13 protein-coding genes are annotated in these 16,449 nt (G+C 36.1%); 1 reads left to right on the plus strand and 12 read right to left on the minus strand.

Annotation, left to right across the window (positions count from 1 at the left end; all coding sequences use genetic code 11):
- Positions 1–66 precede the first annotated feature (66 nt).
- From BCR21_RS01290 to BCR21_RS01320, 7 genes are all read right to left on the minus strand, one after another.
- Positions 67–1,005, minus strand: coding sequence for a DUF1803 domain-containing protein (locus tag BCR21_RS01290; protein ID WP_069644714.1), 939 nt, complete (start codon positions 1,003–1,005; stop codon positions 67–69).
- 110 nt (positions 1,006–1,115) lie between these two features.
- A complete protein-coding gene (locus BCR21_RS01295) occupies positions 1,116–2,042 on the minus strand; it encodes a manganese-dependent inorganic pyrophosphatase (protein ID WP_069644715.1) in 927 nt (308 codons plus the stop codon).
- 96 nt (positions 2,043–2,138) lie between these two features.
- On the minus strand, positions 2,139–2,903 hold the full coding sequence (gene pflA / locus BCR21_RS01300) for a pyruvate formate-lyase-activating protein (RefSeq protein WP_069644716.1): 765 nt from the start codon (positions 2,901–2,903) through the stop codon (positions 2,139–2,141).
- A 63-nt stretch (positions 2,904–2,966) separates the two neighbouring features.
- Entirely contained in the window at positions 2,967–5,213 is a 2,247-nt protein-coding gene (gene pflB, locus BCR21_RS01305) for a formate C-acetyltransferase (protein WP_069644717.1), read from the minus strand.
- 288 nt (positions 5,214–5,501) lie between these two features.
- Positions 5,502–7,973, minus strand: coding sequence for a DNA topoisomerase IV subunit A (parC, locus tag BCR21_RS01310; protein ID WP_069644718.1), 2,472 nt, complete (start codon positions 7,971–7,973; stop codon positions 5,502–5,504).
- Positions 7,974–7,985: 12 nt separating this feature from the next.
- Positions 7,986–10,064, minus strand: coding sequence for a DNA topoisomerase IV subunit B (gene parE, locus BCR21_RS01315; RefSeq protein ID WP_069644719.1), 2,079 nt, complete (start codon positions 10,062–10,064; stop codon positions 7,986–7,988).
- Between the two features lie 122 nt (positions 10,065–10,186).
- Positions 10,187–10,612: a CoA-binding protein gene (locus BCR21_RS01320; protein WP_069644720.1), complete on the minus strand. Its 426-nt coding sequence runs from the start codon at positions 10,610–10,612 to the stop codon at positions 10,187–10,189.
- 117 nt (positions 10,613–10,729) lie between these two features.
- Between BCR21_RS01320 and plsY the strand changes: the two genes are divergently transcribed.
- On the plus strand, positions 10,730–11,374 hold the full coding sequence (gene plsY / locus BCR21_RS01325; protein ID WP_069644721.1) for a glycerol-3-phosphate 1-O-acyltransferase PlsY: 645 nt from the start codon (positions 10,730–10,732) through the stop codon (positions 11,372–11,374).
- Between the two features lie 53 nt (positions 11,375–11,427).
- Here plsY and BCR21_RS01330 read toward each other — a convergent pair whose 3' ends face one another.
- The 5 genes from BCR21_RS01330 to xerC all read right to left on the minus strand — a co-directional run bounded on the left by BCR21_RS01330 (position 11,428) and on the right by xerC (position 16,340).
- Positions 11,428–12,303 (minus strand): aldose 1-epimerase family protein, encoded by an 876-nt coding sequence (locus tag BCR21_RS01330; RefSeq protein WP_069644722.1) that lies wholly within the window; start codon positions 12,301–12,303, stop codon positions 11,428–11,430.
- A 12-nt stretch (positions 12,304–12,315) separates the two neighbouring features.
- Entirely contained in the window at positions 12,316–13,107 is a 792-nt protein-coding gene (gene codY / locus BCR21_RS01335; protein WP_069644723.1) for a GTP-sensing pleiotropic transcriptional regulator CodY, read from the minus strand.
- Positions 13,108–13,333: 226 nt separating this feature from the next.
- The gene (gene hslU, locus BCR21_RS01340; protein ID WP_069644724.1) at positions 13,334–14,737 is read right to left on the minus strand and encodes an ATP-dependent protease ATPase subunit HslU; all 1,404 of its coding nucleotides are present in this window, start codon (positions 14,735–14,737) and stop codon (positions 13,334–13,336) included.
- Positions 14,738–14,753: 16 nt separating this feature from the next.
- The gene (gene hslV / locus BCR21_RS01345) at positions 14,754–15,302 is read right to left on the minus strand and encodes an HslVU peptidase proteolytic subunit (protein WP_069644725.1); all 549 of its coding nucleotides are present in this window, start codon (positions 15,300–15,302) and stop codon (positions 14,754–14,756) included.
- 138 nt (positions 15,303–15,440) lie between these two features.
- Positions 15,441–16,340, minus strand: a complete 900-nt coding sequence (xerC, locus tag BCR21_RS01350) for a tyrosine recombinase XerC (RefSeq protein ID WP_069644726.1) — start codon at positions 16,338–16,340, stop codon at positions 15,441–15,443.
- Positions 16,341–16,449: the final 109 nt, after the last annotated feature.

A 16,449-nucleotide genomic window follows, 5' to 3' on the forward strand; every position in this document is an offset into this window, starting at 1 on the left:
TTCATTAATTGAGAGGTCGGTGTTTTATTTTAGATATATCAGTTTACATAATATAATTATAGCAACTTAGACTTTGAAATAACTAATGTATTCTCGATCTTTAGGAAGATAATTTATAAATAAGAAACTATATAACTGTTGTTTATAGAATACACGTTGGTTTTTATCTTTGATCTTTTCCCATAATGGCTGTAATTCCGTTTTTAGTTTATCTAAGGTGATCTGAATCTCTTTAGAAAGCTCTTCACTTTCTAGAATTGGAACAGCAAGAAATAATTGATGTTCTTCATTCCTCTTCAGATCTCCTGTCACTAGCAATGCCTCTTGAAAAATATTTTTTTTACTCTCTCTAGACTTATTCCTTTTCACCGATCGTATTACTTTTTGAATTTGAGGAATAAAATAATTGATATCTACATCTCCAATTACATTCTGTAATGACTCAAAGTGTTGAGGCAACTCCTGTCTCTTCGAAAGTAAATTGAAATAATTTGCCAGATCTAAAGGAATCAGGTTATCTGGATAAACAGAAATAAAACGCAGTGTATCATTCCCCTCTTCTTTTCTACGAAAGACTGATAAGCTTTCTGGAGAGGCTTTGACACCGAAAAAATAGTTATCTTGCTCTTCTTCAAAAAACAAAGACCAAAGCCATTCACCAAAAACGAAATAATTAATTGGTATTGAATCTTCTTGCGTAATCGTTCGAAATGATTTTACTATTGAATCTGAGAGTTTTAGAGATTCTCCATGGGTATAAATAGGAAAAGTTAAGGAATATCTTCTGTTTTTACGTTCAAGAAGATTGTATTTGATCAGCTTATCTAAGTATAATTCTAAATTGCTATCTGTTGGAATATCTGCTTTTATTTGGCGTAAAATGACTTCTTGTTCTTTGCGCTCTGAAAGGTAATTCGTTATTTTTGTGAATAATGGATTAGAGACGATTTTATTTAGTTCTTCTTCATTTCTATTTGATGCAAAATAATAGGTTATATTTTCCATGGTTGGATCACTCTTTCTTGTTTAACCTTAATAATAATAAAAACTACAGCTGGCTCTATTGAAACACCACCTGTAGTTTATTAAGTTGCTAAATCAGATGTGTATAGCCTTTAACTGAATGCTTCAGTTAATTGAGGAACAACTTGTTTTTTACGAGAAACAACACCATTTAAGAATGCCCGGTTATTATCGAGTTTCACTTTAAAAGCGGCTTCTACTTTATCTATTGAATCTCCGATTACTACTAACTCAGAGTCGCTGTTTAAAATATTTGTAATGATCAATACGAATAAGTCATAACCGTTTGCAGTGTTTGCGTTATTCATTGCAGCTTCTAGTTCCGCCTGACGGTCTAGTACTTCGTTTAGATCAACTGTATTGACTTGCGCGATTCGAACATTTTTATCCCCCATTGGGAAACTTTTAGCATCTAAATCTAATAATGTTTCTGCAGATTTGTCGCTTAAATTTGTACCGGCTTTTAACATGTCTAAACCATAGCCATCTAAATTGATTTCTGCGATATCTGCAAGCTCGTTTGCTGCATCAATGTCTTCTTGAGTACATGTTGGTGATTTGAATAATAATGTATCTGATATAATTGCTGATACCATCATTCCAGCAATTTGTTTAGGAACTGTGACATTATTTTCTTTGAAGAGTTTTAAAACGATCGTACTTGTACAACCAACAGGCTCCGCACGGTAATACAACGGGTCTGCTGTCTCGAAGTTAGCGATACGATGGTGATCAACAACTGCAAGAATATTTAATTCGGCAATATCAGAGATACTTTGTTGAAATTCATTGTGATCAACTAACATTACTTGGTTTGTTTCTCCTGCTGCACTTTCAACTACTCGTGGTGCATCTACGTTAAAATAATCTAGTGCGTATTGTGTTTCTTCACTGGGTGTTCCTAAAGCAACTGGTTCTGTATCTTTACCTAGCTCTTTTTGTAAGTATGCGAAACTGATTGCTGCTCCAATTGCATCTGTATCGGGATTTTGGTGTCCAAAAACAAGAATTTTTGACATAAAAATAGTTCACTCCTTCTTTTTTCTTCATTATTAATAATAACAAAAAATAGAAAAGAAACAACAATAATTGTCGCTCTTTTCTATTTTTATAGACTATCTTGATGCATAACCTTGATAGTCATTGACGTGAAGTAGTTTTTTAGCATTTGCTACACGATCATCCTTCGGTGGTTCGATCCCTTCAAGCGGATAATCTAACCCTAATTCGTCCCATTTATATTTACCCATTACGTGATACGGTAAAACTTCGACTTTATCGACATTTTTTAATGTTTTAATAAATGTATCTAAGCGAATTAAGTATTCGTCATAATCACTGCGTTCAGGGACTAAAACGTGACGAATCCAAACAGGCTTACCAATTTCTGAAAGGTATTGGGCCATTTCCAGAATATTTTCGTTCCCTAGTGAAGTAAGTAACTTATGTTGTTCATTATCAATGTGTTTAATATCAAATAATAATAAGTCAGTATAGTTCATCAGTTCTTGAAATTGGCTAAAAAATGGTTCTTCTCTCGTAAAGGGTTTGCCACAAGTATCGATTGTTGTATGTATGCCCTTTTCTTTTGCCTTTTTAAATAAGTCTGTTAAAAATTCTAATTGAAGTAATGGCTCCCCGCCACTAACAGTGATTCCGCCTTTTTCACCCCAATAAGAACGATATTTGATTGCTTCATCTAAAACTTCATCTGTTGTAACAACGCGACCGCCTGAACCAATTTTCCAAGTGTCTGGGTTATGACAAAACTGGCAACGCATGCGGCAACCTTGTGTGAATACAATAAATCGAACGCCAGGGCCATCAACGGTCCCAAAATTTTCTGTAGAATGGATTCTACCAGTAACAGGAGTTGTCATTCCTTGTTCCTCATTTCTTAAAAAAAGGGATGACGCGAGGTCACCCCTTCAATTGTTTGTTTTTTACAGTCTATCGTGTGAAGTTCTTGAGATAACATCTGCTTGTTGCTCAGGAGTTAGGTCACGGAATTTCACGGCATATCCAGATACACGAATTGTTAAGTTAGGGTATTTTTCTGGATGAGCTTGGGCATCTAATAATAATTCATTTGTGAACACGTTAACGTTCAAGTGGTAACCACCTTTGTCAAAGTAGCCATCCATTACGTTACGTAAGTTGTCGATTCTTGTATCATCATCTTTACCTAGACCGTTAGGATTGATTGTTTGTGTATTAGAAATTCCATCTAATGCACTAGTATATTCTAATCTAGCAGTTGAGTTAAGTGATGCTAAAAGACCATTTTTCTCACCTAAGAATTTACCATCTTGATAACTTGGGTTAGCACCTGGTGCTAATGGTTTACCTGCACGACGTCCATCTGGTGTATTACCAGTTGCTTTACCATAAACAACATTCGAAGTTATTGTTAATAATGATGTTGTAGGTTTAGCATTACGGTACGTGTGTTGACGTCTGATTTGAGTCATGAAGTACTCAAGAATCCAGTTTGCCATTGCATCTGCTTCTTCATTATCATTACCATAAGTTGGGAACTCATTTTGAGGAACATAATCGATTGCTAAACCATCTTCGTCGCGGATAACTTGTACATTACCGTGTTTAATTGCCATTACTGAGTCAGCAGCATGTGAAATCCCTGCAATACCAGTTGCGAATGTACGTTGTAAGTTGCTTTCCATGAAGGCTAATTGAGCCGCTTCATAAGAATATTTATCATGCATGTAGTGGATAACATTTAGAGTATTTACATACAATTCAGCTAACCAATCCATGATGTCTTTATAACGATCGATAAATTCATTATAGTCTAAAGTATCTCCAGTCATTGGACGGAATTTAGGTGCTACTTGCATTTTAGTTTTTTCGTCTACTCCACCGTTGATAGCATAAAGAACAGCTTTTGCTAAGTTAGCACGAGCACCGAAGAATTGCATATCTTTACCCATAACAGTTGCAGATACACAACATGCAATTGCACAGTCATCTGATCCCCAGTTAGCGCGTAATAAGTCATCATTTTCAAATTGAATAGATGAACTTTGTTTTGCAATTTTAGATGCAAACGTTCTAAATCCAACTGGTAAATGTGAAGAATATAACACAGTTAAGTTTGGTTCAGGAGATGGACCCATGTTCGTTAGTGTGTGTAAGATACGGAAATCACTCTTAGTCACTAATGAACGGCCATCTAAGCCCATTCCAGCAATTGATAATGTTGCCCAGATTGGGTAACCAGAGAATAATTGGTTGTATTCAGGTGTACGAGCAAATTTAACCATACGTAATTTCATGATCAAGTGGTCAATCATTTCTTGTGCTTCAAATTCAGTGATCAAACCTGCTTCTAAATCACGTTGGATATAGATATCCAAGAATGCAGAAATACGTCCGATAGACATAGCCGCTCCATTTTGTGATTTGATAGCACCAAGGTAACCGAAGTATAACCATTGAATTGCTTCTTTTGCATTTTCAGCTGGTTTAGAGATGTCAAACCCGTAAGTTGAAGCCATTTCTTTTAAGTCAGCCATTGCTCTGATTTGTTCAGAAATTTCTTCTCTTAAACGAATAACATCGTCTGTCATTACTTTATTACCAGTGTTACTTAAATCTTTTTTCTTTTCAGCAATCAAGAAATCCATTCCGTATAAAGCAATACGACGGTAGTCACCGATGATACGGCCACGGCCATAAGCATCTGGAAGACCAGTGATAATTTTATTTTTACGTGCTGATCTCATTTCTGGAGTATACGCATCGAAAACACCTTGGTTATGTGTTTTTCTCCACTCTGAAAAGATTTTAGACATTTCAGCATCTACTTCGTAACCATTTGAAGTTAAAGAATTGTTTGCCATATTGATACCGCCAAATGGCATAAATGCTTGTTTCAATGGTACATCTGTCTGTAAACCAACGATAGTTTCTTCTTCTTTAATCAAGTATCCAGGTTCATGAGAAGTAACAGTTGCAGGAATATTTGTGTCCATATCATAAACACCATTTTTTTCATGCTGTACTTCAAATAATTCTTGTAATTTTGTCCATAATTTGTCTGTACTTGGTGCGATTGATTCTAAAAATGAATCATCACCTGTGTACTCAGTGTAGTTTCTTTGAATAAAGTCACGTGTATCTACTGATGTTCTCCATTTGTCGCCTTTAAAGCCTTTCCATTGCTCCATTTTGGGGCCTCCTTAGTATGCTGAAATCAACTGTAACAGCTTTATGTGATTAGTATAACACATGATCATTTTTATGCAAGCCTTTCCTTACTATAATTTGAGCGAATTACCTATATTTTATAAAAAAAAATGAACAAATGCTTTTATATAGGCATTTTCAGTTTGTGATTATATTAACTAACATATTTCGTATGAATTTAAAAAGTAAGAAATCTGTAATAAAAATACCGGAATCTGTACTAGTACAGATTCCGGTATCCTTTAATTCTATAGAACAGTTTAACGATATTACTTAGATTCCTCTTCAGCTTTTGGCACTAATTCTGCCGTATGCATTTCATGGACTTCTAAAATTTCACCATCTTGTTTTTCATCAAGCATAAATGAACCATTAGATGTTCTATCGTTGATTGGATATTTTTCTGAATCAATGGTGTATTGCTTACCATTTTGTGTTGTGACTAATAATTCTAACGAACTACTTTCAGACATAAACGATACGCGGTGAGGATTCTTTTTCAATTCTCTAAGAACCATCAGTCCACGTTTTGCCCGCCCGAGTTGTGGTAGCTCTTGTGCTAACATTCGTTTGATACTTCCTCGTTGTGTTAACATCACAATCGGTGTATCGCCATCTTCGTGAACTAGCAAGCCATTTACCACATAATCTTGCTCTTTTAAGTTCATCGCCTTAACTCCAGCAGCTTTAGCACCAACTACAGGTACTTCTTCTAACGGATAGCGTAATCCAAATCCACGGTGGCTGACTAAAAAGACGTCTAAGATCTTTTGTTCGTTTGTCAAATAAACATTTACGATTTCATCTGTTTCAGACTTCAACTTCATACAGTTTGTCGGACGCGTCTTATACGTTCTCCAAGGTTCAAAATCAGTCATTTTACTTTGTTTGATCATACCTTCTTTTGTCATGAAAACAAATGTCTTCGTTGGAGATAGTTCTTTGTAGGTATAAACAGCAATGATCGATTCATCAACTGAGAGATTTAAAATAGCTTGTGAAATATGTTCACCGATTTCCTTCCATCTCAAATCTGGAAGTTCATGAACAGGTCGATAAATCACATTGGCTTTGTTTGTAATCAGTAAGATATGATCTAGCGTATTGACTTCACCAGTATAAAGCAAAAAGTCTCCGTCTTTCATTCCGACCTCTTCTGGTTTTGAAGCGCTATATGAACGTATGCTACTTCGCTTGATATACCCTTCATGCGTGACTGTAACAACGACATCTTCTTGAGCAATCAAAACTTTTGTATCAATCTTGATTTCTTGAATTTCATCTTCTATTTGAGTTAGACGTGGGTTACCGTATTGTTTTTTGACTTCGCGCAATTCTTTTTTCATTACGTTGAACAATTCTTTTTCATCACTCAAAATTTTTGTCAACTCAGTAACAAGTAGATTTAACTCTTCCGCTTCTTTTTCAAGCTGCGTGATATCTGTATTAGTTAAACGATATAATTGCAACGTAACAATAGCTTCTGCTTGTTCTTCAGTAAAAGCGTAGGCTTTTACTAAATTCATTTTAGCATCTTTCTTATCTTTACTAGCACGAATCGTTTCGATTACTTTGTCTAGAATCGACAGAGCTTTAATTAAGCCAGCTACGATATGTTGGCGTTTTTTTGCCTTGTTCAATTCAAATTGGCTACGATTAGTGATTACTTGTTTACGGTGAGCAATGTAACTATCTAAAATTCGTTTTAAACCAACTTGCTGCGGTGTCATATTATCGATTGCTACCATATTGAAGTTGTAATTGATTTGCAACTCAGTATTTTTGAAAAGATAATTTAAAATACCTTCAGCATTTGTATCTTTTTTCAATTCAATCGCGATTTGTAATCCAGTTCGGTCACTTTCATCACGAACTTCAGCAATACCATCGATTTTTTTATTTAAGCGAACTTCATCCATCTTCTTAACTAATGTTGCTTTGTTGACTTCATAAGGAATTTCCGTGACAACGATTTGTTGTTTGCCGCCTTTTAAAGGTTCGATCCTTGTTTTTGAACGAAGAATCACTTTTCCACGACCTGTTTCATAGGCCTTTTTGATTTCTTCTTTTCCTTGTAAAATCCCACCTGTTGGAAAATCTGGACCTGGAATAAATTCCATTAGTTTATCTAATGTTGCATTCGGGTGGTCAATCAAGTGAATCGTACCGTCGATAATTTCCGCTAAATTGTGAGTAGGAATTTCTGTAGCGTAACCAGCTGAAATCCCAGTTGAGCCATTCACGAGTAAATTGGGATATTTAGCTGGTAAAACAGTTGGTTCTTTTTCCGTATCATCAAAGTTCCAAACAAAATCGACTGTTTCTTTCTCGATATCTTTTAAAAGTTCTCCACTTAATTCAGACAAACGTGCTTCTGTATAACGCATCGCAGCTGGTGGATCACCATCCATACTTCCGTTATTCCCGTGCATTTCGATCAAAACTTCACGAAGTTTCCAGTCTTGACTTAAACGAACCATTGCTTCGTAAATACTGCTGTCGCCGTGGGGATGATAATTCCCCATGATATTCCCAACAGATTTTGCTGATTTTCTAAAACTTTTTTCAAAGGTATTTCCATCTTTGTTCATGGAGTATAATATTCTGCGTTGTACAGGTTTTAACCCATCACGAATATCCGGTAGGGCACGTTCTTGAATGATATATTTGGAATATCTTCCAAAACGATCGCCCATTACTTCTTCAAGCGTTAATTCTTGAATATCCTGGCGTTTTTCCAAATTCGTCACTCCCTACTCTAAATCGAATAAACTGATTTCTTCTGCTGCTTCGGTCTCTGCATTTTTACGTTCAGTTTCTTCTTTTTTTTCTTCATCTAGTACTTCATTTGAAATGGATGGAGAAATCTCTGTCTCGCCATCTTTTCTATCTAAAATACTACCATCTTCTTCTAATGTGAATTGCACATGGCGTTCGATCCATTTTCTTCTTGGTTCAACTTTATCGCCCATGAGCGTCGTTACACGACGTTCTGCTTGTGCAGCATCATCTATTCTAACTCGGATCAATGTACGTGTCTCAGGGTCCATCGTGGTCTCCCACAGCTGATCTGCATTCATTTCCCCTAAACCTTTGTAGCGTTGAAGCATATAACCCTTGCCGACTTGTTCAGTCACGTTAGATAATTCCTCATCTGTCCAGGCATATTCTGTTACTGCTTTTTTACCGATTCCTTTTGATACTTTATAAAGTGGCGGTAACGCAATATAGATTTTCCCTGCTTCGATCAAGGGTTTCATATAACGGTAAAAGAATGTTAATAGCAAGACTTGGATGTGTGCACCATCGGTATCCGCATCGGTCATGATAATGACTTTATCGTAGTTACAGTCTTCAATTGAAAATTCCGGACCAACACCTGCCCCAATTGTATAGATCATCGTGTTGATTTCTTCATTTTTCAAAATATCCTGCATCTTCGCTTTTTCGGTATTTAAAACTTTCCCTCGCAAAGGTAAAATCGCTTGGAATTTCCTATCTCGTCCCTGTTTTGCTGAACCGCCGGCAGAATCTCCTTCGACTAAATATAATTCGTTTCTTTTAGGATTGCGCGATTGTGCCGGTGTTAGTTTACCAGATAAAAGAGATTCCCCTTTTTTCCGCTTTTTCCCATTTCGACTTTCTTCACGCGCTTTACGGGCTGCTTCACGGGCTTCGCGCGCTTTGATTGCCTTACGGATCAATTGTTGGCTCATTTCGCTATTTTCTTGTAGATAAAAGCCCATTTGCTCTCCAACAACGTTATCAACTGCATTGCGAGCCATTGGCGTGCCGAGTTTTTCTTTAGTTTGCCCTTCGAATTGTAATAAGTTTTCCGGAACACGGATCGATAATACTGCTGCTAATCCTTCACGGAAGTCACTACCTTCTAGATTTTTATCTTTTTCTTTTAGCAAACCAACTTTTCTTGCATATTCATTGTATGCTTTCGTCATTGAGGATTTCATTCCCACTTCATGAGTACCGCCATCTTTTGTTCGTACGTTGTTTACGAATGAAAGGACATTTTCTGAATAGCCATCGTTATATTGATAAGAAAGCTCAACTTCTATGCCATCTTTTTCACCTGAAAAATAGACAACAGGTGTTAACGTGTCTTTTTCTTCGTTTAGATAGGCCACAAATTCTTTGATTCCTTCATCATAATGGAAAATTTCTTCTTTTGGTTCTTCTCCTCTAAGATCTGTTAGAGAAATTTTTACACCTTTTAATAGAAACGCAGATTCTCTTAAACGTTCTGCTAAAGTATCGTATGAAAAATGTATGGTAGAAAAAATGGTCTCATCAGGAAGAAAAATCACAGAAGTTCCATTCTTTTTATTCGTTTTTCCAACTTTTTTTAAGGTTCCAACGGGTTTTCCACCGTTTTCAAAACGTTCCATGTATTCAACACCGTCACGAACGATGCGTACTTCTAACCAGCTAGATAATGCATTCACTACGCTGGCACCTACACCATGAAGACCGCCGGAAGTCTTATAACCACCCTGTCCAAATTTACCACCAGCGTGAAGAACAGTGAAGATTACTTCTACTGTGGGAATTCCAGATGCGTGCATTCCAACTGGCATTCCGCGGCCGGAGTCAGTGATTTTGATACTATTGTCTTTTTGGATCGTCACGCTGATCTCATTTCCATAACCGGATAATGCTTCATCAACTGCGTTATCAACGATCTCATAGACTAAATGATGTAATCCGCGGCTATCTGTGGAGCCGATATACATTCCTGGTCTTTTTCGTACAGCTTCCAATCCTTCTAAAACCTGGATGGAGGCGTCATTGTATTCATTGTTTACTTTTTTCGCCAAAGAAAAAACTCCTTATACTTGAATTATAGGGCGCAAGGCCACATCATTACAATAATACTCTAAAAGCTCCCAAAAAAAAAGAGCTTTCCTAAACGGCCACTCTTTCTTAAGATTATTTGCATCTATTTAGGCATTTCAGCTAATTCAATTTTAATGCAACGATTCATTATAATAGCATTTCTTCCTGCTTTTTTCAACATTTCAGCAGCTTCTTCACTTTCCAGACCTAATTGGGCCCAAAAGACTTTTGCATCGGTTTCTATGAAATCTTGCGCAACTTCAGGTAAAAATTCACTTCTGCGAAAAATATCGACGATATCGATTTGGCCGGGTACATCTTGTAATTTTTCATAGACTTTTTCACCAAGAATTTCTTGTCTAGCTAGGATTGGGTTTACAGGAATGATTTCATAGCCATAATTTTGTAGTAATTTGGCAATTTGATAACTCGTGCGGTCTTCTTTTGCGCTTAGCCCAACTACTGCGATTCGTTTGGCTTGTTTTAAGTAATCAAAAATTTGTTTTTGTGATGGGTTTTCTATTGGCATTTTGATCTTCCTTTCTAAATTTCTCTTCCTTTCATTATACAACGAATATTTAATTATTGTTAGCTGTTTCTATTCATGATAAAATAAATGCTAGTTTGAACAGAAAGAGGTTGCTTAATGAAATTCTTCGTGCTATTAATTATTGCTTATCTACTTGGTTCTATACCTTCAGGTGTTTGGGTTGGAAAACTCTTTTTTAAAAAGGATATTCGTCTATTTGGTAGTGGCAATACAGGGACGACAAATACGTTTAGAGTTCTGGGAAAAAAAGCTGGCATAGCTGTTTTGCTAATGGATATTTTAAAAGGAACGCTAGCAACTAGTTTACCTCTGCTATTTGGTTTGAATGTTAATCCTTTAGTTTTTGGTGTTGCAGCGGTTCTCGGTCACACATTTCCGATTTTCGCAAATTTCAAAGGAGGAAAGGCTGTCGCGACAAGTGCAGGAATGATTTTGGCTTACAATCCAGCATTTTTTGTTTATTCTGCTTTAATTTTTATTATTATATTATATATTACCAGCATGGTGAGTTTGACTAGTATGATCAGTGCTGTGCTAATCACGCTTTCAACAGTCATTTTACCATTTGCTATTCCGGCTATCCTGCCTCAATTTGACTGGTTGTTGACATCGATTGCTTTAGCTTTGACGATTTTTATTTTTATCCGTCATAAAGATAATATAAAGCGGATCAAAGACGGGACTGAAAGTCGAGTACCATTTGGTTTAGGTGCTCACAAAAACGATAAAACAAAAGATTAAAAACTAGGACATGAAGTTTGTGAGACTTCGTGTCCTAGTTTTTTGATATCATTCTACTTAGCTGTAAGTGTGTACTGTGTTTTAAAGACATCTGATGCAGTTAATTTGTTGATGCCTTTTTTGTCAACAAGATTTCCTGACGCATTTACCTCGTCTGCTATGCCGCACCACGGTTCGATACAGACGAATGGTGCTTCTTTTTGATAAGGAGACCAAACGCCAACATAAGGCATATCTGTGTAACTCAAACTAATGCTGTGAGACCCTTCATCTGTTTCAATCGTAAAGGTGTTTATTCCTTTGGTTTCAAAAATAATTGCATCATCTTTGAATAACTCTCTGCGGATATCAAGACTAGTATTCGTTTGTCCTAATGTTTTATGCTCAAAATCAGCGAAAGGTCCTACTAAGGGAATCTGAGTGCGAGATTTTTTAGGTGAAAAACTTAGATAATAATCGTCAAATGTCAAATTTTGTTCTAAGGGAACATTAAATGCAGGATGACCGCCAATTGAAAAGTACATATCGCCAGTACCAGTATTTTCAACTTGATAATCAACGACTAAGTTCTCTTCTTTTAGCGCATAAGAGATAATCAATTCAAAATCAAAAGGATACACTTTTTTTGATTCTTTACTACTTTTTAACGATAGTGAAACTAACTCAGATCCATGTTCGATCACTTCAAAAAGACTATCCCTAGCAAATCCATGCTGCCCCATCGGGTATGTTTGATTTTCGTATGTGTATTGATCATCTTTTAAACGCCCGACAACTGGAAATAATACTGGTGCATGGCGACCCCAAAATGTGGGATCTCCTTGCCAGATGTATTCGATATTATTTTTCTTTGATTTCAAGCTGACAAGTTCAGCACCGTCTTCTGCGATAGTTGCAATTAAAAATTCATTTTCAATTTGTACAGTCATGTTCTACGCCCCCTACTTATTATCTTTTTCCAATTCCTTGATAAATTGTTTGTTTAAGACTTTTAAATAAGTCCCCTTCATTCCTAAAGATCTTGATTCAATGATACCCGCAGATTCTAATTTTCTTAAAGCATTTACGATTACAGAGCGAGTAATCCCGATTTCGTCGGCAATGCTAGAAGCAGTCAATCTACCTTCTTCGCCATCTAAGGCTTTAAATATCGCTTGAACCGCTTTTAATTCACTGTAAGATAATGTATTGATTGCCATTTGTACAGCTGTTGCACTACGAACATTAGCTTCGATATTGCGGGATTGTTGATAAAGAATCTGCATACCAACAACTGTGGCGCTATATTCAGCCAAAACCAAATCCTCATCATTGAATGATTGTTCTACTCTAGCTAGTATAATCGTTCCTAAACGTTCACCTGCCCCAAACATTGGCACGATTGTTGTTAATCCAAAAGGATATTTTTCACGTAGTTCAACAGGAAATGCAGTCAAATCACTAGTAATAGAGATATTTGCTTCTGTTTTGGTTAAGTTGTCAGCCGCATCTGTATAGCTTTGCGGGAATCTTTTTTCTTCAAACATGTGCTTTACACGCGCATTATTAACATCTAGTTTTTCGTTATACCCTAACAAAACCCCTTCGTTACTAATAATATATGCATTGCTATCTAAAACATCCCCTAAAATCACGGCCATCTTGTCATACGGTAATTCGGCCTTTTGATCAAAGGTATTTTTCTGTTGTAAAAGTTTATTGATTTGACGGGTTTTTTCTAATAAAGTAGTCATTTTTACTCCTCCTAATTTAAAAGCTGAAAGAGCTCGTTCAGCCTTGAAAGGAAAATAAGAAAAAATGAATGAGATGCTTTTTGTCTCATTTATTTTTTATCTTTTTCCCGAGAGGCTAGCTCTTGAAGCTAGATAATACATGCAACAGTGTTCCGTTGTGTACGTTTATTCATTATGATTCAAAGTTAAAGATGAAAAACTCCTTCAGATATATATCTAAATAATCCTAAAGAATATAGCGGCTTAAATCTTCATTTTGAACAATACTATTTAATTTCTCGTTCACATATGCTTCTGTAATAGTAATCTCACCCATTTGCATATCTGGTGCTTCAAATAATAAATCCTCCAACAAACGTTCCAAAATCGTATGCAAGCGACGTGCGCCAATATTATCAGTATCACGATTAACGTTAAATGCAATATTTGCAATTCGCTCGATAGCTTCTTTCGTAAAAATAACTGTGACATTTTCAGTACCAATTAAAGCAATATATTGTTTGATCAACGCATTATTGGGTTCTGTCAAAATCCGCACAAAGTCTTCTGCTGTTAGATCATCTAACTCGACACGGATCGGGAAACGACCTTGCAATTCAGGAATCAAATCACTTGGTTTAGATAAATGGAATGCACCCGATGCAATAAATAAAATGTGCTCTGTTTGAATCGGACCGTATTTTGTATTGACTTGTGACCCTTCAACAATAGGTAAAATATCTCGCTGTACACCTTCACGGGAAACCTCACCTGAGTTTTGCTGACTTTTTGATGTGATTTTATCAAACTCATCAATGAAAATGATTCCACTACTTTCAGCTAAGCGAATAGCTTCGCTGTGGATGTCTGCATCTTTAACGATTTTGGCAGATTCTTCTTTGACTAATAGCTCTTGTGCTTCTTTGACAGTCACTGTACGTTCTACTTTTTTCTTAGGAGATAACGCACCTAGTGTTTCGTTTAAATCGATACCCATTTGTTCCATACCATTATTCATAGCAGGCATTGTTTTTTTAGGTTCTTCTATTTCAATCGTTACTTCACGATTGTTTAACAAGCCCTTTTCCAGTTGTTCAAGAATTGTTTTTCGATTAACTTTGATTTCCTCAGTTACTTCTTCTTGTGTCTCTTGAGGTTGTTGCCCACTATTGAACATTTGCATCATTTGTTCAAATTGATTATTGGATGTTTGTTTTTGTTCTTTTTTGATACCTGGTACAAGAACTTTCACTAAACGATTATTCGCTTTTTTTAAGGCTTGAGAGTAAACTCTGCTATATTGTTGTTTTTCTACTATTTGAATCGCATTTTCAACTAGATCACGAACCATCGATTCTACATCTCGACCCACGTAACCAACTTCTGTAAATTTGGTCGCTTCTACTTTGATAAAGGGTGCGTTGACGATTTTTGCCAAGCGTCTAGCAATTTCTGTCTTCCCGACACCGGTTGGTCCAATCATCAGCATATTTTTAGGCGTTACGTCTTGCTGCATTTTCTCTTCAAGTTGTAAACGGCGATATCTATTTCTTAAAGCGACTGCCACAGATTTTTTGGCAGTTTCTTGTCCAATAATATATTCATCTAATTCTTTGACGATTTCTCTTGGTGTTTTATTTAATTCATTCATGGTCGTTGTCCCCCATTTATAATTCTTCTACGATAATATTGTGATTTGTAAAGACGCAGATATCAGCTGCGATATTTAATGCATTTTTAGCTATTTCCTTAGCAGACATATCTTTATCTCCATAGTGTTTCATGGCACGAGCTGCAGATAATGCAAAGTTACCGCCTGATCCGATTGCTAAGATGCCGTCATCTGGAGTTATCACTTCACCTGTACCTGAGACAAGCAACATTTCTTTATCGTTCATAACGATCAACATTGCTTCTAATTTTTGCATAGATTGCTGCGTCCGCCATTCTTGTGCTAACTCGACAGCAGCACGAGTTAAATTACCATTGTATTCGTTTAACTTACCTTCAAATTTTTCTTCTAGTGTAAAAGCATCTGCTACACTTCCTGCAAAACCGACAACAACTTCGTCATTATAGATTCTACGAACTTTTTTAGCAGTTCCTTTCATAACAACAGATTCGCCCATTGTTACTTGACCGTCACCAGCCATTGCAAATTTTCCGTCTTTTTCAACAGCACAAATTGTTGTTGAATGAAATTGTGATTCAACCATTTTAGTTCCTCCTAATTTAAAAGCTGTACAGGCTCATTTTTTATCTTTTTCCTAAAAACCTTCATTCCTTAGAGCTTTAGCTCTTAGGAATTGTTGAGATTAGTGCTAACCCGCATATCTAGTCAAAATCCATCCTCTTTATGCACGAGGATGAAATGTTCGATAATTTTTTTGTAGACTTTCTTTTGTTACATGAGCGTAAATCTGAGTCGTGGATAAATCAGAATGTCCCAACAGTTCTTGGACCGTACGCATGTCAGCGCCATTATTCAGTAAGTGCGTCGCGAATGTATGACGCAACATATGAGGGTGAATATCACTATTTAACGTACTTTTTTTGATAAGCTGATTTAAAACATATTCAATACCAGTAGGAGTAATTTGTTCACCGTGATGATTAACAAATACAAACGCATGTTCACGGTGATGTTTTTCCATCAAAACAGCTCGCCCATTTTCCAAATATTCCTTTAATGCATCTTGAGCAAAAGAACCAAAAAGCACATAGCGATCTTTGTTTCCTTTTCCGTGAATCAGTAACACATTCGTAGAAAAGTCGATTGACTGTAAGGTTAGATTAGTGCATTCACTTACACGAATACCAGTACCATAAAGGATTTCTAATAATGCTTGATTTCTTAACTCTAAAGGTTTTGAGCCTTTGGCACTTTCGAATAAAGCATCCATCTCCTTTTCATAAAAAAAACGAGGAAGTCGCAATTGTTTTTTCTTCATGTGTACATACGAGAAAGGATTTTCTTTGATTACTTCATTTTTAAGTAAGAATTGATAGAAAGAGCGTAAACTAGCAATTTTTCGACTAATTGAATTCCGACTATATTCTTTATCATAGAGAAAACTTAGATAGGTACGGATATCCAAATGATCGACACTTAAATAATCAGCCTCGCCAGAATCCTTTAAAAATTCAAAAAAATTGAGCATATCTTCTTCATAAGCAATTTTGGTTTTTTCAGAATAGCCTCGTTCAACGATCAAATAGTTTAAAAATAATTCTGACCAATTTTTCTCTTGCATAGACCTTCCTCCATTAAATTACAAAGTAACTTTAGCATAACCCATTTGAAAAAACAAACGAATTGTCAGAATTTAATCAATATTTTCAAATTTGGTAACAATTTATTCA

This window comes from Enterococcus ureasiticus (genome assembly GCF_001730285.1).
Taxonomy (GTDB): domain Bacteria; phylum Bacillota; class Bacilli; order Lactobacillales; family Enterococcaceae; genus Enterococcus_L; species Enterococcus_L ureasiticus.

What these genes read in the sequence shown, in the direction of transcription:
- BCR21_RS01330 (WP_069644722.1), bottom strand. Translation starts at nt 12,303, where the DNA reads ATGACTGTACAAATTGAAAATGAATTTTTAATTGCAACTATCGCAGAA.
- BCR21_RS01320 (WP_069644720.1), bottom strand. Translation starts at nt 10,612, where the DNA reads ATGCCAATAGAAAACCCATCACAAAAACAAATTTTTGATTACTTAAAA.
- BCR21_RS01295 (WP_069644715.1), bottom strand. Translation starts at nt 2,042, where the DNA reads ATGTCAAAAATTCTTGTTTTTGGACACCAAAATCCCGATACAGATGCA.
- codY (WP_069644723.1), bottom strand. Translation starts at nt 13,107, where the DNA reads ATGACTACTTTATTAGAAAAAACCCGTCAAATCAATAAACTTTTACAA.
- BCR21_RS01290 (WP_069644714.1), bottom strand. Translation starts at nt 1,005, where the DNA reads ATGGAAAATATAACCTATTATTTTGCATCAAATAGAAATGAAGAAGAA.
- hslV (WP_069644725.1), bottom strand. Translation starts at nt 15,302, where the DNA reads ATGGTTGAATCACAATTTCATTCAACAACAATTTGTGCTGTTGAAAAA.
- xerC (WP_069644726.1), bottom strand. Translation starts at nt 16,340, where the DNA reads ATGCAAGAGAAAAATTGGTCAGAATTATTTTTAAACTATTTGATCGTT.
- plsY (WP_069644721.1), top strand. Translation starts at nt 10,730, where the DNA reads ATGAAATTCTTCGTGCTATTAATTATTGCTTATCTACTTGGTTCTATA.
- pflB (WP_069644717.1), bottom strand. Translation starts at nt 5,213, where the DNA reads ATGGAGCAATGGAAAGGCTTTAAAGGCGACAAATGGAGAACATCAGTA.
- hslU (WP_069644724.1), bottom strand. Translation starts at nt 14,737, where the DNA reads ATGAATGAATTAAATAAAACACCAAGAGAAATCGTCAAAGAATTAGAT.
- pflA (WP_069644716.1), bottom strand. Translation starts at nt 2,903, where the DNA reads ATGACAACTCCTGTTACTGGTAGAATCCATTCTACAGAAAATTTTGGG.